The organism is Novosphingobium sp. MBES04, assembly GCF_000813185.1.
Classification (GTDB): Bacteria; Pseudomonadota; Alphaproteobacteria; order Sphingomonadales; family Sphingomonadaceae; genus Novosphingobium; species Novosphingobium decolorationis.
On sequence record NZ_DF850488.1, the window covers coordinates 2,158,033 to 2,181,613 of the forward strand.

Below are 23,581 nucleotides of genomic sequence, written 5' to 3' on the forward strand. Positions count from 1 at the left end.
GCGCCTTCGGGGTGTTGGCCGCACCATCTTCTTTTCAATCAGGCGTGTGACCTCGCGCAACGAAGGAGAGCAGAACCCCATGTCCGATTGCCTCCGTAGTAAAGCCCGGCATAGGGCGATTTGCCCTGCGGGCCCTGTGAAACTTGCGTATTTGCGATGAGCGGGATAAGCGCCCCAATCTTCCGTTTCACCGATGGCCTCAACGTGACCGAACACGACACTTATACACGCACCCTCCCGCTTGACGGCATGCTGGCGATGACCGGCCCTTCGGTAACCGCCGAACCGGGCTGTCTGCCGGTGCGCGGCGATCTTGCGCACATCAAGCTCGCGGGTCTGTGCTTCGTGCCGCACTACGCGGTGCCGGTGGCCTACACCGCGAAGGCGGGCGCGCAGCTGGTCTCGGCGCCCACCACGACGGGCGAGGTTCTGGCTGCGCTGGACGATGGCGCGGTCTTCAACGTGCTCGACATTGCAGGCGTCTGGAGCTGGGGCCAGATCGGTGAGGACGGCCTTGTCGGTTACGTGGCGCTCGACCAGATCGAAGCGCCGCAGGCAGGAGAATAAGCGCAGATGGCACAGACGGTCTTCATCGACGGCGCGGCCGGAACCACGGGCCTTGAGATCGCCGATCGTCTGGGCGCCCGCCCGGAGTTCGAGCTGGTCATTCTCGATGATGCGCGCCGCAAGGACGATGCCGCGCGCGCCGAGGCGCTCAACGATGCGGACTTCGTGATCCTGTGCCTGCCCGACGAGGCCGCAAAGGCCGCCGTTGCGATGATCCGCAATGACACCACGCGCGTGATCGACGCCTCTTCGGCGCACCGCACCGCACCCGGCTGGGCCTACGGCTTTCCTGAGCTTGTCGGGCATGAGACGATCGCGGGCGCGCGCTTCGTCAGCAACCCGGGCTGTTACCCCACCGGCTTCCTCAGCCTCGTCGCGCCGCTCGTGCGCGCAGGGCTGCTGCCCGCCGACTGGCCCTATGTCTGCCATGCGGTCTCGGGCTATTCGGGCGGCGGCAAGGCGCTCATCGCGCGCTTCGAGGACGAGGGCGACATTGCCTTTCGTGCCTATGGTCTGGCCATGGGCCACAAGCACCTGCCCGAGATGAAGGCGCACTCGGGCATCGCGCACGATCCCGTCTTCGCGCCTGCCGTGGTGCCTGCGCACCGGGGCATGCTGGTCGAAGTGCCGCTGCACCTTGCGATGATGGACAAGGCGGGGAGCGCCGATACCCTGCGCGCCGCGCTGGCCGACTTCTATGCCGGTAGCCCGGTCGTCTCGGTGCTCGACGAAGAGCCGGGCGAACTGCTCCTGCGCAGCGCGATGGAGCCGAGCGACGCGCTCACCCTGCGTGTCTTTGGCTCGGCGGATGGCAGCCAGGCACGCATGGCCGCCATGCTCGACAACCTGGGCAAGGGGGCGAGCGGGGCGGCTGTGCAGAACCTCAACATCATGGCCGGTCTCGACGAGACCGCGGCCTTGCGTCTCTGATATCGGCGCCGGGTCCTTCGGGACTTTCCGGAAAAAGAGCATCTCGTGCGGGCCGACAAGGCTCTGCGCGTTAACCTTCGTACGCGCTGGTGCCGGGGGCACGTGCGTGCGCCGAGCGCCCCTCTCTTTGCGACGATGTGCGATTGCACAATTTTCAGGCAGCGATTGCCCGAAACTTGCACACACTCTTGCTGGCCTTGCTGTTAAAACTTTGCGAAAAAGCCACCCTTGCAGGGCAAATCATGCAAATCCGGTCTTTTCGCGCCTGCGCAGTTGTCCTACGACTGTATGATATCCAATGGCACGATTCTTGTTAGGATCGGCAGCGAGGAATCTGGGTCCCGGACGGGATCCTCGTGAATGCAGTCCGGGCGCAAAGGCAAGAAGGTCCAGTCAGGCGTGAAGAAGATCGAAGCTATCATCAAGCCCTTCAAGCTCGACGAGGTCAAGGAGGCGCTGCACGAAGTGGGCGTATCCGGGATCACCGTGACCGAAGCCAAGGGCTTTGGCCGTCAGAAGGGACACACCGAACTCTACCGCGGCGCGGAATACGTCGTCGATTTCCTGCCCAAGGTGAAGCTGGAAGTCGTCGTTTCGGATACGCTGGCCGAGCGGGTGGTCGAAGCCATTGCCGATGCGGCACAGACCGGACGCATCGGCGACGGCAAGATCTTCGTCGTTCCCGTCGAGACCGCGATCCGCATCCGCACCGGAGAGCGCGACGACGAGGCTCTGTGAGCGCCACGAACCACACCGTCCGAGCCATCTGGCTCCGGGCATAACCATTCTGGGCCGGTTCGCCGGTCGGATACTCGGGAAAGCTACCGGCAGGGGGCCCGGCGCGTTCCCGGACAGCGCATCCACCCCTATGCCTTTTCCCGAGGCGGAAAAGTAAGATTGGAGAACCACACATATGGCTACTGCAAAGGACGTCCTTGCCAAGATCAAGGACGAGGAGATCGAATGGGTTGATCTGCGCTTCACCGATCCCAAGGGCAAGTGGCAGCACCTGACGATGTGTGCGGGCGTCCTGGGTGAAGACGAGCTCGAAGACGGCCTGATGTTCGACGGTTCCTCGATCGAGGGCTGGAAGACGATCAACGAGTCGGACATGATCCTCAAGCCCGACCTCGAAGCCGTCTACACCGACCCGTTCTCGGCCAGCCCGATGCTGATCGTGTTCTGCGACATCGTCGAGCCCTCGAACGGCGAACTCTACGCCCGTGACCCGCGCTCGACCGCGAAGCGCGCAGAAGCCTTCGTCAAGTCGGCCGGTTTCGGCGACACCGTGTTCGTCGGCCCCGAGGCCGAGTTCTTCATGTTCGACGACGTGAAGTTCTACGACGGCTACGACGGCAACGGCTTCAAGATCGACGACGTCGAGCTGCCGACCAACACCGGCCGCGACTACGACACCGGCAACCTGGGCCACCGTCCGCGCGCCAAGGGCGGCTACTTCCCCGTCGCTCCGGTCGACAGCTGCTCGGACATCCGCGCCGAGATGGTCACCACCATGCTCGAAATGGGCCTGCCCTGCGACAAGCACCACCACGAAGTGGCGGCTGCCCAGCACGAGCTCGGCCTGACCTTCGGCACGCTGACCACCACCGCTGACCGCATGCAGATCTACAAGTATGTCGTGCAGATGGTTGCGCAGGCCTACGGCAAGTCGGCCACCTTCATGCCCAAGCCGATCCAGACCGACAACGGTTCGGGCATGCACACGCACATCTCGATCTGGAACGACGGCGACAACACCTTCGCGGGCAACGGCTACGCTGGCCTCTCGGAGACCTGCTTGTACTTCATCGGCGGTGTCGTGAAGCACGCCAAGGCGCTCAACGCCTTCACCAACCCGACCACCAACAGCTACAAGCGCCTGGTCCCGGGTTACGAAGCTCCGGTTCTGCTTGCCTACTCGGCGCGCAACCGTTCGGCCTCGTGCCGCATCCCCTACGGTGCGGGCACCAAGTCGAAGCGCGTGGAATTCCGTTTCCCCGACGCGATGGCCAACCCCTACCTGTGCTACTCGGCGCTGCTGATGGCAGGCCTCGACGGCATCAAGAACAAGATCCACCCCGGCGAAGCCATGGACAAGAACCTCTACGACCTGCCGCCGGCAGAGCTCGCCGAAGTTCCGACCGTGTGCGGCTCGCTGCGTGAGGCTCTCGAAGCCCTGCAGGCCGACTACGCGTTCCTGCTCGAAGGCGACGTGTTCACCGCCGACCAGGTCGAAGCCTACCTCGAACTCAAGTGGCCCGAAGTGCTGCGCTGGGAAACCACGCCCTCGGCGGTCGAGTTCGACATGTACTACAGCGCCTGATCGCGCATTTCCCTCCCCTTCGCGGGGAGGGGCAAATCGGTTCGCCGAGTGGGGCGCCTGGAGCAATCCGGGCGCCCTTTTTGCATGCCGTTTCGGGGTAGGGAGTGGGCCAGGGGCGCGCGTGCATCGCGACCTTGCGGGGAACAGGCACGGCGATTGCCGCGTTGAAAGGCCCCGAAAGGAGATTTTCGATGCGGCAGGCGCAAACGATTTTGGCCGGAACGGTTGCGGGGTTCGCCCTCGTGGCGGGCGCGGCGCTCGCCCAGCCCGGGAATGGCAACGGGAAGGGCAACAACGGCGGCAACGGCGGTGGCCCTCCTGCCGCGCAGGAACGGGGTAACGGCGGCGGCAATGGCGGCGGCGGCCCCGGCAACAAGGGCGGCAACAAGGGCGGAGGTCCGGCCAAGGCCCAGAACCGGGGCGGCGGTCCCGACCGCGGCGCAGGCAACGGTAAAGGCGGTGGCAACGGCCCCGGCAATGGCAGCGCGAAAGGGCCCGGTGGCGGTCCGCAGCACGCCCGCGCCGACAAGGGGCCGCAAGACAAGGGCCGCGGCGCACCGGGCAATGGCAATGGTAACGGCAAGGGCAGAGCGGTCGCAAAGGGACCGGGCAATGGCCCTGCGCGCGGGAACGGGAATGGCAACGGCGGGGGTAACGGCAAGGCCCCGCCCATGGCTGGTGCGCCGGGTAACGGCAACAGCAACGCGCGGCTGCGCGGCAATGCCCACCCTTCCAACGTGGTCCATCGGCCCGAGCGTGGCGACATCCGCCGCGTGAGCTACAGCGGGCCGGGCGGACGCGATTTCATCGTGCCCACCAACGATCGTGTGCGCGTGCTGACGCGGGATCGCACAATCGACTGGGGGCAGATCGACCGGCGCCGGGTCTACGACGGCTGCCCACCCGGCCTCGCCAAGAAGTACAACGGCTGCACCCCGCCCGGGCTCGACCGGGGACCGCGCTATTCGTGGTCGCGCCCCGACTGGTACTGGAGCGGCTTCAACCGGGGCGGCAACTACCGTTACCTTGATGGTTACATGGTGCGCACGGGATCGGGTTCGTCGATCCTCGACTACATCCCGCTGCTCGCGGGCGCGCTGGCGATCGGCAACGTCTGGCCGGGGACCTACGACAGCGTGGCGATGCCGGACTACTACAACAGCTACTATGGCCTGGGGGGCGGCAATTCGTACCGCTACTACGACGATACGCTCTACCGCGTGAACCCAGGTTCCTCGCGCATCGATTCGATCGCGGGGCTGCTGATGGGCAGCGACATCGCGGTCGGCCAGCCGATGCCGCGCGGCTATGACGTCTACAACGTCCCCTACGGCTATCGCGACCAGTATTATGACACGCCCGACGCGCTCTACCGCTACAGCGACGGCTACATCTACCAGCTCGATCCGACCTCGCGCCTGGTTCAGGCCGCCATCGAACTGCTCGTCTGAGACCCCCAGGAGAGACCCCAAGATGACACAGATTTTGCACCGCGCCTCGGGCCTTCGGGCCGGGACGCTCACGCTGATCGGGGCCTGCGGGCTCGCTTTGGCCGGCTGCTCGGGCGAGACCCCGGCGTCCGATGAAACCGGTGCGGCCGTGCTGGCCGAGCCCGCTTCGGACCCCGTGCCCGAACTCCTGGACGATACAGACGGCATGGAGACCGTGGCCGACGCGCTGGACGATACCGGCCTTGCGGGTATCTTCGAGGGCAACGCCAGCTACACCCTGCTGGCGCCCGACGACGCCAGCTTCGCCGCGCTGGGCGAAGCGGGCAAGGCCCTCATGGAGGGCGAGGACGAAGCGGCCATGGCCGCGCTCCTCAAGCAGCACCTGCTTCCCGGCTATCTCACGCCCCGTGACATCGAAGGGGCAATCGGGCGCAGCGATGAGGGTTCGGTCACGATCACCAGCCTGGCCGGTGAGGACCTGACCTTCCGCCGCAACGGCGATGCGATCACCGTGACGTCAGCTGATGGCGCGGAGGCGACATTCAAGGGTGAGGCCCTGGCCGGAGGTGCAAGCGTCGCGATCCCCGTATCCGGCCTGCTGCGTCAGGCGGAGAGCTGAAGACCAAGGGGCAAGAAGGAAGTCTTTTTCAAGGGGCCATCGCCCCTTGACCCCAAAATCGGCGACCTCACCTTACTCAGCCAGGGCCGCGCGCGGGAGGTGAGGTCGACATTATGGGGAGCCCGAGGGCGATGGCCCTCGGAATCATCCTTCTTCTTGTCCCGCGGCCCGATTTCCAGGCTTCAGAAGCTCAGGACGGCCTCACCGATGGCGTCCCACACGGTGGCAAGTTCCTCGTCGGTGATGCCATAGGGCGGCATCACGTAGACCGTGTTCCCGAGCGGGCGCAGCAGCACGCCGCGTTCGCGGAAGAAGGCCATGAGCCGGGGCGCCAGGTCGTTCATGTAGCCCGTTGCCCCGTCGCTCTTGAGGTCGAGCGCGGCAATCGTGCCGAGGCTTCGTGCGTTGTCGAAGTGGTAGACCTGCCCCAGCTTGTCGAGCCAGGATGCCTGGCTGGCGCTCAGCTGCGCGATGCGTTCGCGCACCGGTTCCTCGCGCCAGATCGCCAGGTTCGCGGCAGCTGCGGCGCAGGCGAGCGGATTGGCGGTGTAGCTGGAGGAGTGGAAGAACATGCGCGCGCGGTCGGTGGAGAGGTGCGCCTCGTAGATCGCCTCGCTCGCCATCGTCACCGCAAGCGGCACCGCGCCCCCCGTCAGGCCCTTGGAGAGGCACAGGATGTCGGGTTCGATACCTGCCTGTTCGCAGGCAAGCAGCGTGCCGGTGCGGCCCCATCCGGTCATGACCTCGTCGGCGATGAAGAGCACGCCGTGCCGTGCACAAATCGCGCGCATCTGGGCCAGCACGTCGGCGCTGTAGAACAGCATGCCGCCAGCCCCCAGTACCAGCGGCTCGACGATCAGCGCGGCGGTGTTGCCCATCGCGCAGTAGCGTTCGAGCGCTTCGAGCGTGGCGTCTTCGCAGCCTGTGGCCGGGAAGGGAATGCGCCCGACATCGAAGAGCAGCGGGTCGTAGGGCTGGTTGAACACGCCGCGTTCGCCCACCGACATCGCCCCGATGGTGTCGCCGTGGTAGGAGTGTTCCATGACGAGGATGCGCGAGCGCGCCTCACCCTGCCAGTGCCAGTAGCCGAGCGCCATCTTGAGGGCGACCTCGACGCTGGTCGATCCGGAATCGGAGAAGAACACGCGCGTCAGGCTCTCGGGCACGATCTCGCGAAGACCTCGGGCGACCTCCTCGGCGGGGCCGTGGGTCCAGCCTGCAAAGATCATCTGGTCGAGCTTGCCCGCCTGCTCGGCGATCGCGGCCATGATCCTGGGGTTGCAGTGCCCGTGCGTCGTCACCCACCAGGACGAGATCGCATCGATCATGGAGCGCCCGTCGGCAAGGTGCAGGACCGCACCCTGCGCGCGGGTGACTTCGGGGATCGGCTCGCCCAGGCCGTGCTGGGTGAAGGGGTGCCAGATCGACGATGTGGGGGGCGTGCTCATGGGGCGAAGTCCTCCAGGTTGAAGTTCGCGGCGAAGGCGGCGGCCAGCGCCTCGGGGCTGAGCGGATCGAGGCGCGGCAGGCGGCCCAGCCGCTTCGCGCCGCTCATGGCGCAGATGATGTCCTCGCTGTCCTTCACTTCCTCGCCCACGAAGGCAACCCCGAGCACAGGGATAGCGCGGGCGCGCAGCGCTTCGAGCGAGAGCAGCGTGTGGTTGATCGTGCCCAGCTGCGTGCGGGCGACCAGGATCACCGGCGCGCGCCAGCGCACGAACTGGTCGGCGTAGGTTTCGCGCCGCGAGATGGGGACGTGGACGCCGCCCGCGCCCTCGACCACCAGCGGGCCGGACACGGCGGGGAGCGCCAGACCTGCCGGGTCGATCTCCACCCCGTCGATCTCGGCGGCGAGGTGGGGCGAGCAGGGGGTGGCCAGGCGATAGGCCTCGGGCAGGATCTTTTCGCGCGCCAGCCGGGCCAGCCCTGCGACGCGCAGCGCGTCGGTCTCGCCAAATGCGTCCTCGGGCTCGACGCCGGCCTGCACCGGCTTCCAGTAATGCGCGCCAAGGGCGCCGGCCAGCGCGGCGGCAAAGACCGTCTTGCCGATTTCGGTGTCGGTGCCGGTGACGATCAGGGTGTGGCGGGCGGAAGGCAGGTCGGTCATCGGTACAATCACCTTGTCCGGATCGAGGGGCGGGTCAGGTGGATCGTCACGACTTCGTAGGTGGCCGTGGATCCGTTAATGTCGAATTGCGCCATGACCTCGCGAAGTTGCGTAGGGGTGAGCGGCGTGTGGGCGGCATGCGCGGTGCCTGCACCGATCGCCTTGACGCTGCGCAGGAAGGCGCGCGCGTCCGCGCTGCGCTGGACGTGGTGCGTGACGGTGACGTCGGCTCCGGGAAGCTGCGTATAAGCTTCGGGCGGGAGAAAGGCGGGGGTGCCAGGCGTGAGGCCGAGCGCTTCGTGCGCGGCGCGCCACTCGGCAAATGTCGCGGGCCCCAGCGTGGTGACGACAAGATGGCCGCCCGGCGCCAGCCATCCGGCCATCCGGGCAAGCGCTGCGGGCGCATCGGTAAACCACTGCAGGGCCAGACTGGAGCAGAGAAGGTCGAAGGGGCCGCCCTCGGGTGTTCCGGTCTCACCGTCGAGCGGGGCGAAACGGTGGCCGGATCTCTCGCCCAGGGCCGCGCGGCAGCGTGCGAGCATGTCGGGCGAAAGGTCGGTGACGAGCCAGTCCCCGGTGACGTGGGCGGCCTGCAGTTCGCGGGTCAGGAAGCCGGTGCCACAGCCGATTTCCAGGCCGCGAAGGTCACAGGGCAGATCCAGCGCGGCGATGCGGGTCGCCAGTGCGCGGGCGACCTCGCGCTGGATCGGCGCATGGGCCTCGTAGCCGTGGGCGCCCGAAAAGGCGCGGGCGATCTGGTCGCGGGGGACGCGCAAGGCCAGACTCAGGCGACCCGCGCGCCGACCATGGCGCGCACCGTCTCGGCGCAGAAGGCCGGGTCCTCGACCGGGAGGAGATGGCCGCCTGCATGGCTTACCCGGCGCACTTCGCCGCGTGGAAAGACGCTCTCACACATCTCGCGCGCAAGGAGCGGATCGGCGCGGCCCTGGACCGACGTGAGCGGGACGGCAGGCGTCGGGCATTCGCCGTCGCGCAGGCGTAGCAGGTCTTCGCGCAGGGGATCAGGGACGGGCGTGGGCACCGGCGCCGTATCGCCGCAGGTCGCGCGAAATTCGGCGAGCACGGTCTCGGGGCTCTGGGTGAAGCGGCGCAGCATGCGGTCGATCACGCGCACCGGAACACCCACCCGGCCGGTGCGCGCGCTGAAGCGGTCGAAGCCGTTGAAGGCGACGATGCCGACAAGGCCCGGCGGCGGGTCGGAAAGAACGCGCATGGTGCCGAAGCTGTGCGTCACGGCAAGGCAGGGGCCTTCGATTTCCGTCGGGGTGGGCGCGCCGAAATAGCCGCGGTCGTCGATCACGTGCGCGTGCTCGGGCAGGAGGGCGGCGAGCGGCTCCCAGAAGGCGGCGTCAAAGCCCCAGCCATGGGCGAAGAGAAGGTTCACAAGGCGTCCTTGAGCGCTGTCAGCAGCGCGTCGATGTCGTCAAAAGAATGGGCGGCGCGCAGCGCGATGCGCAGGCGGCTGGACCCGGGGGGAACGGTGGGCGGGCGGATCGCCGAGACGAGGAACCCGGCCGTATCGAGCCGGGCCGAGAGCGCGAGAGTCTCGGCTTCCGGGCCGATCACGGCCGGCACGATCTGCGTGCTGGAGGCACCGCAGTCGAGCCCGAGCGCGCTGAGCCCTTCGCGCAGCCGGTCGCCCAGAGCGGCCAGATGCGCGCGCTCGGCGTCCAGGGAGGGCACGAGGTCGAGCGCGGCGTCGATGGCGCCGAGCACCGCAGGCGGCGGCGCGGTGGTGAAGATGAAGCCGCTCGCCGCGTTGACGAGGTAGTCGATGAGGACACGCGAGCCTGCGACATAAGCGCCAAAGCCGCCGAGCGCCTTGCTGAAGGTCCCCATGACAAGATCGATGCGCCCGGGCACCTCGCCGGTGAGGCCCGCGCCGCCCGGACCCAGCACGCCGGTCGCGTGGGCCTCGTCGACGTAGAGCGCGGCCTCGTGGCGCTGCGCGATGTCGGCGAGGCGAGCAAGGTCGGCACGGTCGCCGTCCATCGAGAACACGCTCTCGGTCAGGATCAGGCGTGCGGGTGCCTCGCGGCCCTTGCTTTCCAGCAGCGTTTCGAGGTGGTCGAGATCGTTGTGGCGAAAGCGCACCTGGCGCACGCCCGCGCTCGCCAGCCCTGCGTGCATCGAGGCGTGGATCAGCCGGTCGGTGAAGACCACGCAGCCCGGCACGGCGGCCAGCAGCGCGGGGATGACAGTGGCATTGGCCTGCCAGCCGCTCGCAAAGACCAGTGCGGCCTCGGTGTGCTTGAAGCGGGCAATCTGCGCCTCCAGCGCCAGCTGCTCGGCGCTGGTACCCGTGACGAGGCGCGAGGCGCCCGATCCGGTGCCGAGGCGCTGGGTCCAGGCGATGGCGCGCGCGCGCAGTTCGGGGTGGCGGGCCAGCCCCAGGTAATCGTTGCTGGAGAAGTCGACGAGAGTACGCTCCGCGCGCACGATCCGGCCTGCGCCTTCGAGATGGGCGGGGCGCAAGGTGCGGCGCTGCCCGGCCGTGTCGATCCGCGCGAGGGCCTGGGTCAGAAAGGGGTCGAGCCGTGTCATTCTCGGTGCCGGTTATGGCAAGCGGGCCCAAGAGACAATGGCGCGGGGGGAACTTCCTGTTGCGTGGCCAGGCATCGCGACCCGGCGCAAGAGGGGAAATCGCGTCGCCCCAGATGGTTGTCATCGGAACACCGCGCTCCGACATGGGTTGGCAAGGATACGGAAAAAGGCAGGCGTGCTGCGCCTGCCTGTCGCACCAGAACAGGAACGAATACCATGAACGTCTTCATCATCGGTGCCGCCGGCAAGGTCGGCTCGCGTCTCGTCCCCCTGCTGGCCGAGGCCGGCCATGTGCCGCTGGCCATGCACCGCAAGAGCGAACAGGCGCAGATCCTCGCCGACAAGGGCGCCAAGCCGGTGGCGGGCGACATCACCGCGCTCAGCGTCGATGAGCTGGCCGAGCTTATGGATAGCGCCGATGCGGTGGTCTTCTCGGCCGGCGCGGGCGGGGCGGGCTACGACCTCACCCAGGCGGTCGATGGTGACGGGCTGGTCAAGGCCGTCGCAGCCGCGCGCAAGGCGGGGGCCACGCGCTTCCTCCTCGTCTCGGCCTTTCCCGAGGCAGGGCGCGATGCCGAGCCCAAGGAAGGGCTCGAGAACTACATGCGCATCAAGAAGCTGACCGACGCGCACCTCTCGCAGAGCGATCTCGACTGGGTGATCGTGCGTCCGGGCACGCTCAGTTCCGAGGGCGGCGATGGCAAGATCGCGCTGGGCCTTGCGCTGCCCTATGGCAATGTGTCGCGCGATCACGTGGCGCAGGTTCTGGCCGGGATTCTGGAACGCCCGCAGCTCTCGCGCGTGATCCTGGAATTGACCGATGGCGATACGCCGGTGGGCGACGCGCTCGACGCAATGGCCTGACCGGGGCTTTGCCCCTACCTAAACCCACGGTCCGGCGCGTTTTTTGTACGGGATAGCGGTGAGGTGACGGGGTGGCGGGACGGGCTGCGTGCGCCCTGCTTGTCGCTGCGGGGCGCTATGCGCAACAGGGCCGCCTGCATGCGCGGGGGAGGCCGTGTGTGCCTCTTTGTGCATACCCGAAAAGGATACGAACCATGTCGCACCGCCACATCCTCGCCCTAGCCGCTGCAGCCCTGGGTGGATCGCTGCTGGCCGCCTCGCCCGCTGCGGCGCAGGTCACCGCCGAGGCGAATGTCGCCAAGTGGAAGGGCCAGTGGGGCGGCGAACTGGGTGTGGGCTACCCGATCCTGCGCGACGGCGGCTTCGCCGTGACGCCCTCGGTCGGCGCCTTCATCTACGACAAGGACCACCCGCGCTACACCTCGGACGATGGCGTGTGCTACCGCCGCATCGACGATGTCGCGGTGAACGACGACCATTGCGACGGCACCGGCCTCAAGGCTTATGGCCGCGTGGAAGCCAGCTACAGCTTGCCGATGGTCACGCTGGGCGTGGGCGCGCGCTACATGGGCGATTCGGTGCGGGCCTACGGTACCGCCTCGATGCCGGTCATGCCGATGCTCGATGCCAAGGTGAACGTGGGCGACGGCTATGTCGCAGGCGGCCTGCAGGCGCGCTTCTAAGAACCCGATAGATCGGCAATCGCCGGTCCTTGCGAACTGCCTGTCCCACCGCGCACGGCCACCGAGGCACCTGCGGGGTGGGGCAGGTAGAAGAAAGGTTTCCGAGGGCCATCGCCCTCGGGCTCCCCGAACTGTCTACCCCACCTTTCGCGCGCGGCGTTGGTTGAGAATGGTGAGGTTCCCGATTCTGGGGTCAAGGGGCGATGGCCCCTTGAAATATCGTTCAACCTTCCAGCAGGTCGAGATAGGCAACGACATCGTTGTCGGTCGCGATGAACAGGCCTTCCTGCGTCGCCTCGTCCTGCTGCGCGGCGATCTGCATGGCCTGCGTCAAACTACCGTAGAACAGCGTTTCGGCCGCGCCGCCCTCCATCGCATCGCTCAGGTGGTAGAGGCGCACGGTCGCCTCGAGGTAGGTCGATCGCATCAGTCGGTGTCCTTTTCGCGGCGGGCGCCCTCGACAGTGCGCTCCAGCCGGGCGATCTCCGCCGATGTCTTCTCGCGCGTTGCCTTGGTGGCGCCGTGGCGCGCGCGCGCTTCCTCGGCCTGCGCGCGGGCATCGGCGCGGGCCTTCGCCTTGCGGGCCATGCGAAGGTTGACGATCTCGGCCATGTGGAGGGCTTTTACGCCTCGACGGCGGCGGTTGTCACGCCCAGATCGGGCACGCCGACCGAGCGCTTGCCCGCAAAGTCGGTGCGCACCACGATCAGCCCGTCCTTTTCGAGGTAATCGAGCAGGCGCTGGATGCGGCGCGGCGAACTGGTGCCGTAGATCTTGGCGAGCCGGTCATCGTCGGGGCACGGTTCGTTGTCCATCGCTGCGCGGGCGATGACGTAGAACGGGGCGAGCGCGTCGTCGGGGACGTGCTTGGCCAGGTTCACAAGGTCGAACCAGCGTTCGTCCTCAGGGTCCTCGATTCCTGCGACGGCGGCGGCAAAGCCCCGGCGGAACATCGTTGCATCAAGGCTGCGCACCGAGATGCCCTTCATCCGGCAGCGGATCGTGAAGTCCTGGAACAGTGTGGTCGAGGACTGGAACAGGCTGTCCTCGTCGCGCGCCATCGCGTTCAGGATTTCGAGCATGGCGGCGCGGTTTTCCTCGGGCTCGGGCTCGGGGCGTTCGGGGCGCGGGGGCAGGGCCTCGGCGGCGGGGCCCGACGCGATGCTCTGGTCGAGCTCCTCCATTTCCATGCGGCGGCGCACGGGCCGCACGAAGTCGGGCTTTTCCGGCTCGACGTGCAGGTTGTCGTGGAGCAGCTCGCGCATGTCCTCGGTGGAGGCTTCAGGGAGCGGCATGAGGCCGGGCGTCACCGACTTGGCACCGGTCTTGACCGAACCGATCTGCGTCTTGACCGGGCGGCGTGAGATCGCAGGGCCAAGCCCGAGGAACTGGCCGCGTCCCAGGTCACGGATTTCCTCGGCCTGGCGGCGCTCCATGCCCAGCAGGTCCGCCGCGCGGGCCATGTCGATGTCAAGGAAGGTGCGGCCCATCAGGAAGTTGGAAGCCTCGGCGGCCACGTTCTTGGCGAGCTTGGCAAGGCGCTGCGTCGCGATGACGCCGGCCAGGCCGCGCTTGCGCCCACGGCACATGAGGTTGGTCATCGCGCCCAGCGAAATGCGGCGCGCCTCTTCGGAGACTTCGCCCGCCGCGGCGGGGGCGAACATCTGCGCCTCGTCGACGACGACGAGCGCGGGGTACCACTGGTCGCGCGGGGCATCGAACAGGGCGTTGAGGAACTGGGCCGCGCACTTCATCTGGCTGTCGATTTCCAGCTCGTCGAGCGCGAGCACGACCGAGGCGCGGTGCTGGCGGATGCGTGCGCCGAGCTTGACGATCTCGGCCTCGCCATAGGCCGCGCCGTCGATCACGACGTGGCCGAATTCCTCGGCCAGGCTGACGAAGTCGCCTTCGGGGTCGATCACGATCTGCTGGACAAGGCTGGCGCTCTCTTCGAGCAGGCGGCGCAGCAGATGCGACTTCCCGGACCCGGAATTGCCCTGCACAAGCAGGCGGGTCGCCAGAAGTTCCTTGATGTCGATCTCTGTCGGCTGGCCGTGTGGCCCGTCGCCGATGACGATATTCGCGCTCACGGGAGCTATTGGCAAATGCGGGTGGGGGGAGGCAAGGGGCGCTTGCCCGGTTTTCCAGAAGAGCGGCGGTTTCTTGCGGGCGAGGATTTGTTTCGACATGAAAATGGATCCATTGGTTCGCCGGTCCCTCCGATCCCCGACCAAGGTCTATCGTCCCATGGTACAATTGGCTCTGGCGGCCCTGCGGCCCAATGTGGCCTTCGAAAAATCGCGCAAGAGCGATGTGGTCACGTTTGGAGATATGGGGATGCTGGAGCAGGCCATGAGCAAGTTCTCGGGTGAATCGCTGATCCGGGACAAGTTCGACAATTTCATCGGCGGCAAATGGGTCGCGCCCGTGAAAGGGCAGTACTTCGACAATGTCTCGCCCGTCACCGGACAGGTGGTGTGCCAGGTGGCGCGCGGTACGGCCGAGGACATCGAGCTCGCGCTCGATGCCGCGCACGCGGCGAAGGACGCCTGGGGGAAAGCCTCCTCGACCGAGCGCTCCAACACGCTGCTGAAAATCGCCGACCGGCTGGAAGCCAACCTCGACAAGTTGGCGCTGGTCGAAACCATCGACAACGGCAAGCCGATCCGCGAGACGACCGCGGCCGACGTGCCGCTGGCGATCGACCACTTCCGCTACTTCGCGGCCTGCGTGCGTGCGCAGGAAGGCTCGATCGGCGAGATCGACCACGACACCGTCGCCTATCACTTCCACGAGCCGCTGGGCGTCGTGGGCCAGATCATCCCGTGGAACTTCCCGCTGCTGATGGCGGCCTGGAAGCTTGCTCCAGCGCTGGCGGCGGGCAACTGCGTGGTGCTCAAGCCCGCCGAGCAGACCCCGATGTCGATCCTCGTGCTCGCCGAGATGATCGCCGACATCCTGCCCGCAGGCGTCCTCAACATCGTCAACGGCTTTGGCGTCGAGGCGGGCAAGCCGCTCGCCACCAACAAGCGCATCGCCAAGATCGCGTTCACGGGTGAGACGACCACCGGTCGCCTCATCATGCAGTACGCGAGCGAGAACCTCATTCCCTGCACGCTCGAACTGGGCGGCAAGAGCCCCAACATCTTCTTCGAGGATGTGATGGCGCAGGACGATGATTTCCTCGACAAGGCGCTCGAAGGCTTTGCCATGTTCGCGCTGAACCAGGGCGAGGTCTGCACCTGCCCGAGCCGCGCGCTGGTGCACGAATCGATCTACGATGCCTTCATCGAGAAGGCGATCAAGCGGGTCGAGGCGATCAAGCTGGGCAGCCCGCTCGATCCTGCCACGATGATCGGCGCGCAGGCCTCGAACGACCAGATGGAGAAGATCCTCTCCTACATCCAGATCGGCAAGGACGAGGGCGCCAAGGTCCTCACCGGCGGCGAACGCGCGCTCCACGAGGGCGACATGTCGCAGGGCTACTATGTGCAGCCCACCGTGCTCGAAGGCCACAACAAGATGCGCATCTTCCAGGAGGAGATCTTCGGGCCGGTGCTGTCGGTGACCAAGTTCTCGACCGAGGAAGAGGCGCTGAGCATCGCCAACGACACGCTCTATGGCCTGGGCGCCGGTGTCTGGACCCGCGACGGCACGCGTGCCTACCGCTTTGGCCGTGGCATCCAGGCCGGGCGCGTGTGGACCAACTGCTACCACATGTACCCCGCCCACGCGGCCTTCGGCGGCTTCAAGCAGTCGGGCATCGGGCGCGAGAACCACAAGATGATGCTGGACCACTACCAGCAGACCAAGAACCTGCTCGTCAGCTACAGCCCCAAGGCGCTCGGCTTCTTTTGATCCGAACGTCCTGGGAAAGCCCCCCAAGGAGCCCTGCAGAGCTCCGCTCCCGGCGCCCATCTCTCACTCCACCAGTCCAGTGGCGCCGGGTCTCTCGGGTCGGTGGGTGGCCCTCGGGTCATCCACCGTCTTTTTTAGAGGCGAAGAAGAAGAGGGATTTCTCAAGGGGCCATCGCCCCTTGACCCCAAAATCGGCGACCTCACCTTTCTCCACTGCCGTTGCGTGCGCAAGGTGAAGTGGACAATTTGGGGAGCCCGAGGGCGATGGCCCTCGGAAATCGTCTTCTTTGCTATTCAGGGAGCGCAGCGATGACCGACACGACACCTCCCCCGCGCATTTGCGCAACCCCTGAGGCCGAGGACTGGATCCTGCGCCTGCGCGCGCAGCACGGGCCGCTCATGTTCCACCAGTCGGGCGGGTGCTGCGATGGGTCGGCGCCGATGTGCTTTCCGGCAGGCGAGTTTCGCGTGGGCGGGCAGGACGTACGGCTGGGCACGCTGGTGGGCGATACCCCGGTCTGGATCGGGGCGGCGCAGTTCGAATACTGGCGCCACACCCAGGTGACTATCGATGTCGTGCCTGGGCGCGGTTCGGGCATGAGCCTGGAGGCGCCCGAGGGGGTGCGTTTCGTGATCCGCAGCCGTGTTTTCACCGACGCGGAAAACGCCGCACTCGAAGCTGCCGGTGCGCCGCCACGCGGCGATGCCGCAGCGTCCTGAGGCAAGGCCGTGCGCGCGCTTGCGCCATGTCGCAAATTCCTTGGCCTATGGGCTTTCCCGGCGTAAGACTAAGGTCTGCAAAACGATTGCACGGCACCTTTGCGGGCCGCGCAGGGTTGCAAGGGCCTCCCACCGAACGAGGAGGTCCGATGGGAGAAATAGTCAAGGCATGCAGATCCAGCTGGAGCATGGCGATACGCCCCTTCTGACCTGTTCCTCGCGCGCGGCCGATGTGACCAGCGTCGTGGCCGATCTTGCCGCCGCTGTCGGCACGATGGAGCTGGCAGGCGCGCTCCTGTTCTGCTCCAACCGTTTCCCGCGCGATGAACTTGCCAAGGCCTTGCGCGAAGGGCTGCCCGGCGTGCCCCTGATCGGTTGCACCAGTGCAGGCGAACTGACCGACCGGGGCTACGACACCGAAACCGTGGTGCTCGTCGGCTTTCCGGCGGAGAGCTTTTCGATGGTCTCGCTGCGCTTCGATGCGCTCGACCATTTCGATCCGCAGGAAGCGCAGGGCGCGATCCGCCAGCTGGTGGCCGGGGCACGGCTCGACCATGCCGCGGTCCAGGACGTGCACCAGGTCGCGCTTTTCTTCGTCGATGGGCTCTCGCACCGCGAGGAACTGCTGACGATGACCGCGCAGCACGCGCTGGGCGACATCCAGCTGATCGGTGGGTCGAGCGGGGATGGCCTCTCCTTCAGCGAGACCGGCGTGTTGCACGAAGGGCGCTTCCACGGAGACTGCGCGGTGATCGCGGTGCTCACCAGCCGCCGCCCGATGCACGTCTTCTGCGAGAGCCCCTACCGGCCCGGCCCCGCGCGCATGGTCATCACCGAGGCCGATCCCCAGACCCGCACCGTCTACGAGATCAACGCCGCGCCCGCCGCCGAGGAGTACGTGCGCCTCACCGGCCAGACGCCCGATGCGCTCGATGCGCATTTCTTCGCCGCGCACCCGCCCATGGTGCGCACCGGCGGGCAGTACCACGTGCGCTCGATCCAGTCGGCCAACGCGGACGGTTCGCTTACCTTCTATTGCGCCATCGACACCGGCGTCGTCCTCACCATCGGCGAGCCGATCGAGCGCATTGCCTGGATGAACGAGCTGATCGGAAAGGTCTCGCAGCGCATTGGCACGATCGATCACGTGATCGGCTTTGACTGCGTGCTCAACCGTCTGGACGCCGAGGACCGGCAGATCGTGCGCGAACTCTCCCGGCTCTACGTCGACAACAAGATCATCGGTTTCAACACCTATGGTGAGCAATTCCTCGCAGCGCACATGAACCAGACCTTCAGTGGTCTGGCGATAGGGCGCTGAGCCAGGACGGGAGACACAGGAGCGGGAGAGAGACCGGCCATGCTGCGCGAAAAGTCGGGGGAGACACCGGCGCCGGGGGCGAAGGCCCTGGAGGAGACGACCGAAGACCGGGACGCCGAACTGGCGCGGCTGCGCACGCGCGTGAAGCAGCTGGAGAAGATCAACGCCGCGCTGATCGACCGGGTGGAGCGCTCGACCGACCTGCAGGGCGGGGCCTTCTCGATGTTCGAGACGGCGATCTCGCTCGAAGCCATGGTGCGCGACCGCACCGGCGCGCTGGAGATCGCACTGGAGCGCCTGAACACGGTCAACGCCGAGCTTGCCCAGGCCCACGCCGATGCGACGGCCGCGCGTGTCCTCCTGCGCGATGCCATCGAATCGCTTTCGGATGGTTTTGCCCTGTTCGACGATGAAGACCGGATGATCCTGTGCAACCGGGCCTTCCTGAAGATATTCCCCTACTTCGAGGCGATCTCGGACCGTGCGCCGGAATTTTCCGAGCTGGCCTCGCGCCTCGCGCGCTCGGGCGCGACGGTGGCCTCGCGCGTGGCGCCCGAGCGCTGGCTGAAGGACCGTGTGGCGCAGCATCGCCGCGCGCAGGGCGCGCATGTCCAGGCGCTCTCGGACGGGCGCTGGATCCAGATCAACGAGCTGCGCACCAGCCAGGGCGGCACCGTCGGGATCTACACCGACATCACCTCGGTAAAGGCCGAGGACGCGCGCCAGCGCGCGCGCGAACTGGCCGAACGCAACCTCGCGCTCCAGGCAACGCTCGACACGCTGTCCGAAGGCGTGTGCCTGTTCGATCAGACCGGCCACCTCCAGGCCTGGAACGAGGGCGTGCTTGCGATGCTGGGCCTCGAAGGCGAAGCCGGCGAAGGGGCACCCGAGATCGAGAACCACGAGATGCTGCGCAGCTGGTGCCTCGAACGCCAGGGGCTCGACCGGGCCGAGGCGCTCGACTGGCGCGAGGAGGGGGAGGCGCGCTCGCTCGGCCAGCTGGAGACGATGTGCATGATGGGCGAGCGCCACGTCGTGATCCGCTCGGTCCCGCTCAAGAACGGGGGCATGGTCTTCACCTTCGACGATGTCACCGACCATGTCCGCTTCCAGCGCTCGCTGACCGAGACCGCCGAGACGCTGGAGCGGCGCGTGGAGGAGCGCACCGCCGAACTGGTCGAGGTCAACCGCCAGCTGGTCGATGCCAAGAACGAGGCCGAGACCGCCAACCGCTCCAAGACGAGCTTCATTGCCTCGGCCAGCCACGACCTGCTCCAGCCGCTGAACGCGGCGCGCCTGTTCGTCTCGGCGATGGACGGCATGGCCATGCCCGAACGCGCGGCGAGCCTTGTCCAGCAGGCCTCGACCGCGCTCGATTCGGTGGAAGAACTGCTCGAAGCCCTGTTCGAGATCTCGCGCCTTGATGCGGGCGCCGTCCAGCCCGAGATCCAGCCGCTGGCGCTCGACCCGATCCTGACGGCACTGCGCATCGAGTTCGCCCCGCTCGCCCAGGCCGGAGGGCTCGAGTTCGCCATCCCCGAGACGGACCTGTGGGTGCGTTCCGACCCGCGCCTCTTGCGCCGGGTGCTGCAGAACTTCGTCTCCAACGCGATCCGCTACACCGAAGTGGGCCGTGTCTGCGTGGAAGTCGAACATACGAAGGACGAAGTCAGCGTGCGCGTGCGCGATACCGGGCCCGGCATTGCCGAGGAGGACTGCGCGCAGATCTTCGAGGAGTTTCGCCGGGTCGGCAAGACGCAGAAGATCCCCGGCAAGGGGCTGGGCCTTGCATCGTGCGCCGCGTGACCGCGGTGCTGGGCCACGCCATCGAACTGGAGACCGCGCCCGGGCAAGGGGCCTGCTTCACGATCCGCGCGCCGCGCTGCGCGCCCGAAGCGCGCGCGCCCGAACTGCCCGCCAGCGCGCAAGGCACGCGCGCGGAGGAAGGCGGGCTGGTGCTTGTCGTCGACAATGACCCGGCGATCCTGCGCGGCATGGAGGCGCTGCTGGAGAACTGGGGGCTCGATGTCGTAGCCGTGCCGGACCCCGGCGATCCGGCGGCTGCGGCCGCGCTGGAGCAGGGGCCCGTGCTGATGATCGTCGACTTCCACCTCGACGAAGGCCGCACGGGCGACGAGGCGGTGGCGCTCCTGCGCGGCCAGACCGAGCGCGAGATCCCCGCGATCCTCATCACCGCCGACCGCGGCGACGAAGTGGCGGAACTGGCCGCAGGGCAAGGGCTGCCCGTGCTCAACAAGCCCGTGAAACCGGCACGCCTGCGCGCACTTCTGCGCCAGCTCGACGTGCTCTGAGCGCTCAGGTCAGCGCGGCGAAGGCGGTGCGCCAGTCCTCGGGCAGCGGGGTCGGGCGGCGGCATTCCCGGTCGACATAGACGTGGGTGTAGTGCGCTTCGGCGGCAGGCGCGTCCTCGCCCGCAACGAAGAGGCCGAGGTGATAGGTGACGCTGGAGGAACCGAGCCGCGCCACGCGAAGGCCCACCTCCAGCTTCTGCGGGAACTGCACCGAGGCGGCATAGCGGCAGCCCGTTTCGACGACGAGCCCGATGGGACCTGTCGGCGCTTCGCTTTCAAGGTCGAGCAGGCCCGCCTCGATCAGCCAGGTGTTCACCACCGTGTCGAACCACGAATAATAGACCACGTTGTTGGCGTGGCCGTAGATGTCGTTGTCGCGCCAACGCGTGGCGACGGGGACAAAGGCGCGGTAGTAGGCGCGCTCGCGCAAGGGTTCACGGCTCATGGGAGGGGGCTACCAGCCAGGCGGCCGAAGGCAAAGAGGATCAGAATAGATTATCCGAGGGCCATCGCCCTCGGGCTCCCCGAACTGTCCACCTCACGGTGCGCGCGCCGCCGTAGCCGAGAAAGGTGAGGTCGCCGATTCCGGGGTCAAGGGGCGATGGCCCCTTGGAAAAATCTTCTTCTTAACTACCCGCGAAAGCCGATCTTTCCGGCCATGATCACGGCCTGCGTGCGCGAGAAGACGTTCATCTTCTGCAGGATTGCGGAAACGTGCGCCTTCACCGTCGTCATCGAGACGTCGAGTTCGTAGGCAATCTGCTTGTTGAGGCGGCCCGCGACGAGGTGCCCCAGGACCACGCGCTGCTGGGGGGTGAGCGTCTCGATCCGGGCGCGGATCATGTCTTCCTCGGCGGCCTGGGTCTCGTCGCATTCGAGTTCGGGCATGTAGATTTCGCCCGAGAGGACGAGTTGCAGCGCCTCGACGATGGCCGTGCGCTTGAGCGACTTGGGCACGAACCCGGCGGCCCCTGCGGCCAGCGCATCGCGCACCACGTTGCGGTCGGTCACGCCCGAGACCATGACCACGGGGGTGGCCGGAAACCGGTCGCGCAGCGCCTCGAGGCCGGAGAGGTGCGAGACGTCGGGAATGTTGAGATCAAGGAGGACAAGGTCGACATCGTCGGCTGTGTCCAGCGCCTGGAGCGCGCCTTGCAGGCTGTCGGCCTCCAGGATTTCGCAGGTGGGAAAGGCGTCGTCAAAGATCGAGCGCAGGCCATCGCGCACAAGCGAATGGTCATCGACGATCAGGACCTTGTCGGGGCTCGTCAGTCCGCCCATTGCGCGTTCCATTCCTGCCAGTGCGTTCATGTTCCTATCCCGGGGAGGGAGGGAGCGCCAGCCTCGGGATGACCCCTTGTGCCAGCGCTCCAGTTACCGTTCTGTTGCGTCTTACTTGGGCAGCTTGAACACCCAGAGCATGCCGCCCTGGCTGATGTCCTTGAAGGTCTTGGCGACTTCGCCGCCCCACAGCGGCACCGCGCCGCCCCAGCCCGACATCACCGCGACGTACTGTTCGCCGTCCTGCTCCCAGGTGACGGGCGAGCCGACCACGCCCGAACCGGTCTGGAACTTCCAAAGCTCCGTGCCGGTCTTGGCGTCGAAGGCCTTGAGGTAGCCTTCGGGCGTGCCGGTGAAGACGAGGTTGCCCTTGGTGGTCAGCACGCCGCCCCAGAGCGGGGCTGCGTTCTTGTATTCCCACACGATCTTGCCGGTCTTGGGGTCCATGGCGCGCAGGGCCCCGATGTGGTCGTCGGCAATCGGCTTGATGGTGAAGCCCGCACCCAGGTAGGCTGCACCCTTCTTGTAGGCGATGGGTTCGTTCCAGATGTCCATGCCCCAGTCGTTGCTGGGGATGTAGAACAGGCCGGTGTCCTGCGAATAGGCCATCGGCATCCAGTTCTTGCCGCCCAGGAACGAAGGCGAAGAGAACACGACCTTGCCCTTCTCCGCGCCGCTCGGAGCGCCGGGGCGGCCATCGCCGATGTAGTTGGGGCGGCCGGTCTTGAGGTTGATGCCGTCGGCCCAGGTCGTCTGCATGACGAACTTGTGCGCGCCCAGAAGCTTGCCGTTGGTCCGGTCGAGCACGTAGAAATAGCCGTTGCGGTCCGCCTTGGCGCCCAGCTTCATCGGCTTGCCGTTCATCGTCGCGTCGAACGGGATGAACTCGTTCACGCCATCGAAGTCCCAGCCATCGTGCGGGGTGGTCTGGTAGTGCCACTTGATGACGCCGGTGTCGGCGTCGATGGCGAGCGTCGAGGAGGTGTAGAGGTTGTCGCCCGGGCGCAGGTGGCTGTTCCAGGGCGCCGGGTTGCCGGTGCCGAAGTAGAGGAGGTTGGTGCCCGGATCGTAGGTGCCGCCCAGCCAGGTGGCGCCGCCGCCGGTCTTCCACAGATCGCCTTGCCAGGTCGCGTTGAGCTTGCCGGTCATGCCGTTGGGCTGGCCGTTCAAGGTGCCCATGTGGCCTTCGATCACGGGGCGTTCCCAGACCAGCTCGCCGGTGTCGACGTTGCGGGCCTGGACCGCGCCGACCACGCCGAATTCGCCGCCCGAGTTGCCGGTGATGACCATGTCCTTGACGATCAGCGGGGCGGCGGTGGCCGAGTAGCCTTCCTGGTAGTCGGCGGTCTTCTTGTTCCAGATGACCTTGCCGGTCTCGCGGTTGAGCGCGATCAGGCGCGCGTCGAGCGTGGCAAAGATGATCTTCTCGCCGTGGATCGCGGCGCCGCGGTTGACGACGTCGCAGCAGGGCATGATGCCGTCGGGGAGGCGCGCGGTGTATTCCCACTTCTTCTCGCCGGTGCGCGCGTCGAAGGCGAACAGGCGCGAGTAGGAGCCGGTGACGTAGATGGTGCCGTCATAGACCAGCGGCTGGGCTTCCTGCCCGCGCTGCTTCTCCCCGCCGAGCGAGGCGGCGAAGACGGGGACGAGCTTGCTGACGTTATCGGAATTGAGCGCGTCGAGGCCGGAGAAGCGCTGCTGCCAGGGACCCATGCCGTAGCTCAGAACGTCGCCCGCGCTGGCCGCGTCGTTCATCAGGTCGGAGCTGGTGGGCCCATGGTGGTCGGCCAGCGCCGGGGCTGCGACCAGTGCGGTGGCGGCCGCAAGGCCGGCCAGAAAATGTGAAAAACGCCGCTTCATCCTATCCCTCCGTTATTGGGGTGACCTCGCCGGGGATTCGTTGCTCGGGATGTGCCCCCATGATCTCCGGTCGTCGGCGGTCAGCCTAGACCTCGCAGGGGCGCAAACAATTGCACCTTG

Annotated in this window: 22 protein-coding genes and 1 pseudogene; 12 read left to right on the forward strand and 11 right to left on the reverse strand. The window is 67.0% G+C overall.

Annotated elements, in window-relative coordinates; all coding sequences use genetic code 11:
* The first annotated feature begins 156 nt into the window (after positions 1–156).
* The 6 genes from MBENS4_RS09540 (at position 157) to MBENS4_RS09565 (ending at position 5,890) form a co-directional block, all read left to right on the forward strand.
* Positions 157–567, forward strand: coding sequence for an SH3 domain-containing protein (locus tag MBENS4_RS09540; RefSeq protein ID WP_242404853.1), 411 nt, complete (start codon positions 157–159; stop codon positions 565–567).
* A 6-nt stretch (positions 568–573) separates the two neighbouring features.
* Positions 574–1,497, forward strand: coding sequence for an N-acetyl-gamma-glutamyl-phosphate reductase (gene argC, locus MBENS4_RS09545; RefSeq protein ID WP_039390394.1), 924 nt, complete (start codon positions 574–576; stop codon positions 1,495–1,497).
* A gap of 399 nt (positions 1,498–1,896) precedes the next feature.
* The gene (locus MBENS4_RS09550; RefSeq protein ID WP_039392137.1) at positions 1,897–2,235 is read left to right on the forward strand and encodes a P-II family nitrogen regulator; all 339 of its coding nucleotides are present in this window, start codon (positions 1,897–1,899) and stop codon (positions 2,233–2,235) included.
* A 175-nt stretch (positions 2,236–2,410) separates the two neighbouring features.
* The gene (gene glnA, locus MBENS4_RS09555) at positions 2,411–3,820 is read left to right on the forward strand and encodes a type I glutamate--ammonia ligase (protein ID WP_039390395.1); all 1,410 of its coding nucleotides are present in this window, start codon (positions 2,411–2,413) and stop codon (positions 3,818–3,820) included.
* A gap of 191 nt (positions 3,821–4,011) precedes the next feature.
* Positions 4,012–5,271 carry a hypothetical protein gene (locus MBENS4_RS09560; protein ID WP_039390397.1) on the forward strand — a complete coding sequence of 420 codons (1,260 nt, stop codon included), beginning with the start codon at positions 4,012–4,014 and terminating at the stop codon, positions 5,269–5,271.
* 22 nt (positions 5,272–5,293) lie between these two features.
* The gene (locus tag MBENS4_RS09565; protein WP_039390399.1) at positions 5,294–5,890 is read left to right on the forward strand and encodes a fasciclin domain-containing protein; all 597 of its coding nucleotides are present in this window, start codon (positions 5,294–5,296) and stop codon (positions 5,888–5,890) included.
* A 182-nt stretch (positions 5,891–6,072) separates the two neighbouring features.
* Here MBENS4_RS09565 and MBENS4_RS09570 read toward each other — a convergent pair whose 3' ends face one another.
* Genes MBENS4_RS09570 through bioF form a run of 5 tightly spaced genes read right to left on the reverse strand, consistent with a single transcriptional unit; the run spans position 6,073 to position 10,562 of the window.
* Entirely contained in the window at positions 6,073–7,338 is a 1,266-nt protein-coding gene (locus MBENS4_RS09570; protein ID WP_039390401.1) for an adenosylmethionine--8-amino-7-oxononanoate transaminase, read from the reverse strand.
* Positions 7,335–7,997, reverse strand: a complete 663-nt coding sequence (gene bioD, locus MBENS4_RS09575) for a dethiobiotin synthase (RefSeq protein ID WP_039390403.1) — start codon at positions 7,995–7,997, stop codon at positions 7,335–7,337. Before bioD ends, MBENS4_RS09570 begins: the two co-directional genes overlap by 4 nt.
* Before the next feature lie 8 nt (positions 7,998–8,005).
* Positions 8,006–8,773: a methyltransferase gene (locus MBENS4_RS09580; protein ID WP_039390404.1), complete on the reverse strand. Its 768-nt coding sequence runs from the start codon at positions 8,771–8,773 to the stop codon at positions 8,006–8,008.
* 8 nt (positions 8,774–8,781) lie between these two features.
* A complete protein-coding gene (locus MBENS4_RS09585) occupies positions 8,782–9,402 on the reverse strand; it encodes an alpha/beta fold hydrolase (protein WP_039390406.1) in 621 nt (206 codons plus the stop codon).
* Entirely contained in the window at positions 9,399–10,562 is a 1,164-nt protein-coding gene (gene bioF / locus MBENS4_RS09590; protein ID WP_039390408.1) for an 8-amino-7-oxononanoate synthase, read from the reverse strand. Before bioF ends, MBENS4_RS09585 begins: the two co-directional genes overlap by 4 nt.
* A gap of 216 nt (positions 10,563–10,778) precedes the next feature.
* Here bioF and MBENS4_RS09595 point away from each other — a divergent pair, with 216 nt between their 5' ends.
* Both MBENS4_RS09595 and MBENS4_RS09600 read left to right on the forward strand, forming a co-directional pair.
* The gene (locus tag MBENS4_RS09595; RefSeq protein WP_039390410.1) at positions 10,779–11,426 is read left to right on the forward strand and encodes an NAD(P)H-binding protein; all 648 of its coding nucleotides are present in this window, start codon (positions 10,779–10,781) and stop codon (positions 11,424–11,426) included.
* A gap of 194 nt (positions 11,427–11,620) precedes the next feature.
* Positions 11,621–12,109, forward strand: a complete 489-nt coding sequence (locus MBENS4_RS09600) for a hypothetical protein (RefSeq protein ID WP_052322158.1) — start codon at positions 11,621–11,623, stop codon at positions 12,107–12,109.
* Positions 12,110–12,332: 223 nt separating this feature from the next.
* Here the strand turns inward: MBENS4_RS09600 and MBENS4_RS09605 are convergent, their stop codons facing one another.
* The 3 genes from MBENS4_RS09605 to MBENS4_RS09615 are packed head-to-tail and all read right to left on the reverse strand — an operon-like array spanning position 12,333 to position 14,199.
* Complete coding sequence (locus MBENS4_RS09605) at positions 12,333–12,536, reverse strand: hypothetical protein (RefSeq protein WP_039390412.1); 204 nt, start codon at positions 12,534–12,536, stop codon at positions 12,333–12,335.
* Positions 12,536–12,721, reverse strand: a complete 186-nt coding sequence (locus tag MBENS4_RS09610; RefSeq protein WP_039390414.1) for a DUF4169 family protein — start codon at positions 12,719–12,721, stop codon at positions 12,536–12,538. Before MBENS4_RS09610 ends, MBENS4_RS09605 begins: the two co-directional genes overlap by 1 nt.
* Before the next feature lie 11 nt (positions 12,722–12,732).
* Complete coding sequence (locus MBENS4_RS09615) at positions 12,733–14,199, reverse strand: ATP-binding protein (protein ID WP_039390415.1); 1,467 nt, start codon at positions 14,197–14,199, stop codon at positions 12,733–12,735.
* Between the two features lie 247 nt (positions 14,200–14,446).
* Here MBENS4_RS09615 and adh point away from each other — a divergent pair, with 247 nt between their 5' ends.
* The 4 genes and pseudogenes from adh (at position 14,447) to MBENS4_RS09635 (ending at position 20,320) form a co-directional block, all read left to right on the forward strand.
* Positions 14,447–15,967, forward strand: a complete 1,521-nt coding sequence (gene adh, locus MBENS4_RS09620; protein WP_039392140.1) for an aldehyde dehydrogenase — start codon at positions 14,447–14,449, stop codon at positions 15,965–15,967.
* Positions 15,968–16,276: 309 nt separating this feature from the next.
* Positions 16,277–16,687, forward strand: coding sequence for a DUF779 domain-containing protein (locus MBENS4_RS09625; protein WP_039390417.1), 411 nt, complete (start codon positions 16,277–16,279; stop codon positions 16,685–16,687).
* Positions 16,688–16,856: 169 nt separating this feature from the next.
* Positions 16,857–18,008: an FIST N-terminal domain-containing protein gene (locus MBENS4_RS09630; RefSeq protein ID WP_052322159.1), complete on the forward strand. Its 1,152-nt coding sequence runs from the start codon at positions 16,857–16,859 to the stop codon at positions 18,006–18,008.
* 39 nt (positions 18,009–18,047) lie between these two features.
* A pseudogene (locus MBENS4_RS09635) lies at positions 18,048–20,320 on the forward strand (PAS-domain containing protein).
* Positions 20,321–20,324: 4 nt separating this feature from the next.
* Here the strand turns inward: MBENS4_RS09635 and MBENS4_RS09640 are convergent.
* The 3 genes from MBENS4_RS09640 to MBENS4_RS09650 form a co-directional block, all read right to left on the reverse strand.
* Positions 20,325–20,765 (reverse strand): acyl-CoA thioesterase, encoded by a 441-nt coding sequence (locus tag MBENS4_RS09640; RefSeq protein ID WP_039390419.1) that lies wholly within the window; start codon positions 20,763–20,765, stop codon positions 20,325–20,327.
* A gap of 185 nt (positions 20,766–20,950) precedes the next feature.
* On the reverse strand, positions 20,951–21,631 hold the full coding sequence (locus MBENS4_RS09645; protein ID WP_084592016.1) for a response regulator transcription factor: 681 nt from the start codon (positions 21,629–21,631) through the stop codon (positions 20,951–20,953).
* An 81-nt stretch (positions 21,632–21,712) separates the two neighbouring features.
* A complete protein-coding gene (locus MBENS4_RS09650; RefSeq protein WP_039390421.1) occupies positions 21,713–23,461 on the reverse strand; it encodes a methanol/ethanol family PQQ-dependent dehydrogenase in 1,749 nt (582 codons plus the stop codon).
* Positions 23,462–23,581 lie beyond the last annotated feature (120 nt).

Coding starts and splice junctions, on each gene's coding strand:
- bioD (WP_039390403.1), bottom strand. CDS start 7,997: ATGACCGACCTGCCTTCCGCCCGCCACACCCTGATCGTCACCGGCACC.
- adh (WP_039392140.1), top strand. CDS start 14,447: ATGCTGGAGCAGGCCATGAGCAAGTTCTCGGGTGAATCGCTGATCCGG.
- glnA (WP_039390395.1), top strand. CDS start 2,411: ATGGCTACTGCAAAGGACGTCCTTGCCAAGATCAAGGACGAGGAGATC.
- MBENS4_RS09600 (WP_052322158.1), top strand. CDS start 11,621: ATGTCGCACCGCCACATCCTCGCCCTAGCCGCTGCAGCCCTGGGTGGA.
- MBENS4_RS09630 (WP_052322159.1), top strand. CDS start 16,857: ATGCAGATCCAGCTGGAGCATGGCGATACGCCCCTTCTGACCTGTTCC.
- MBENS4_RS09565 (WP_039390399.1), top strand. CDS start 5,294: ATGACACAGATTTTGCACCGCGCCTCGGGCCTTCGGGCCGGGACGCTC.
- MBENS4_RS09640 (WP_039390419.1), bottom strand. CDS start 20,765: ATGAGCCGTGAACCCTTGCGCGAGCGCGCCTACTACCGCGCCTTTGTC.
- MBENS4_RS09645 (WP_084592016.1), bottom strand. CDS start 21,631: ATGAACGCACTGGCAGGAATGGAACGCGCAATGGGCGGACTGACGAGC.
- MBENS4_RS09610 (WP_039390414.1), bottom strand. CDS start 12,721: ATGGCCGAGATCGTCAACCTTCGCATGGCCCGCAAGGCGAAGGCCCGC.
- MBENS4_RS09605 (WP_039390412.1), bottom strand. CDS start 12,536: ATGCGATCGACCTACCTCGAGGCGACCGTGCGCCTCTACCACCTGAGC.
- MBENS4_RS09595 (WP_039390410.1), top strand. CDS start 10,779: ATGAACGTCTTCATCATCGGTGCCGCCGGCAAGGTCGGCTCGCGTCTC.
- MBENS4_RS09540 (WP_242404853.1), top strand. CDS start 157: ATGAGCGGGATAAGCGCCCCAATCTTCCGTTTCACCGATGGCCTCAAC.
- MBENS4_RS09560 (WP_039390397.1), top strand. CDS start 4,012: ATGCGGCAGGCGCAAACGATTTTGGCCGGAACGGTTGCGGGGTTCGCC.
- MBENS4_RS09650 (WP_039390421.1), bottom strand. CDS start 23,461: ATGAAGCGGCGTTTTTCACATTTTCTGGCCGGCCTTGCGGCCGCCACC.
- MBENS4_RS09570 (WP_039390401.1), bottom strand. CDS start 7,338: ATGAGCACGCCCCCCACATCGTCGATCTGGCACCCCTTCACCCAGCAC.
- MBENS4_RS09625 (WP_039390417.1), top strand. CDS start 16,277: ATGACCGACACGACACCTCCCCCGCGCATTTGCGCAACCCCTGAGGCC.
- argC (WP_039390394.1), top strand. CDS start 574: ATGGCACAGACGGTCTTCATCGACGGCGCGGCCGGAACCACGGGCCTT.
- bioF (WP_039390408.1), bottom strand. CDS start 10,562: ATGACACGGCTCGACCCCTTTCTGACCCAGGCCCTCGCGCGGATCGAC.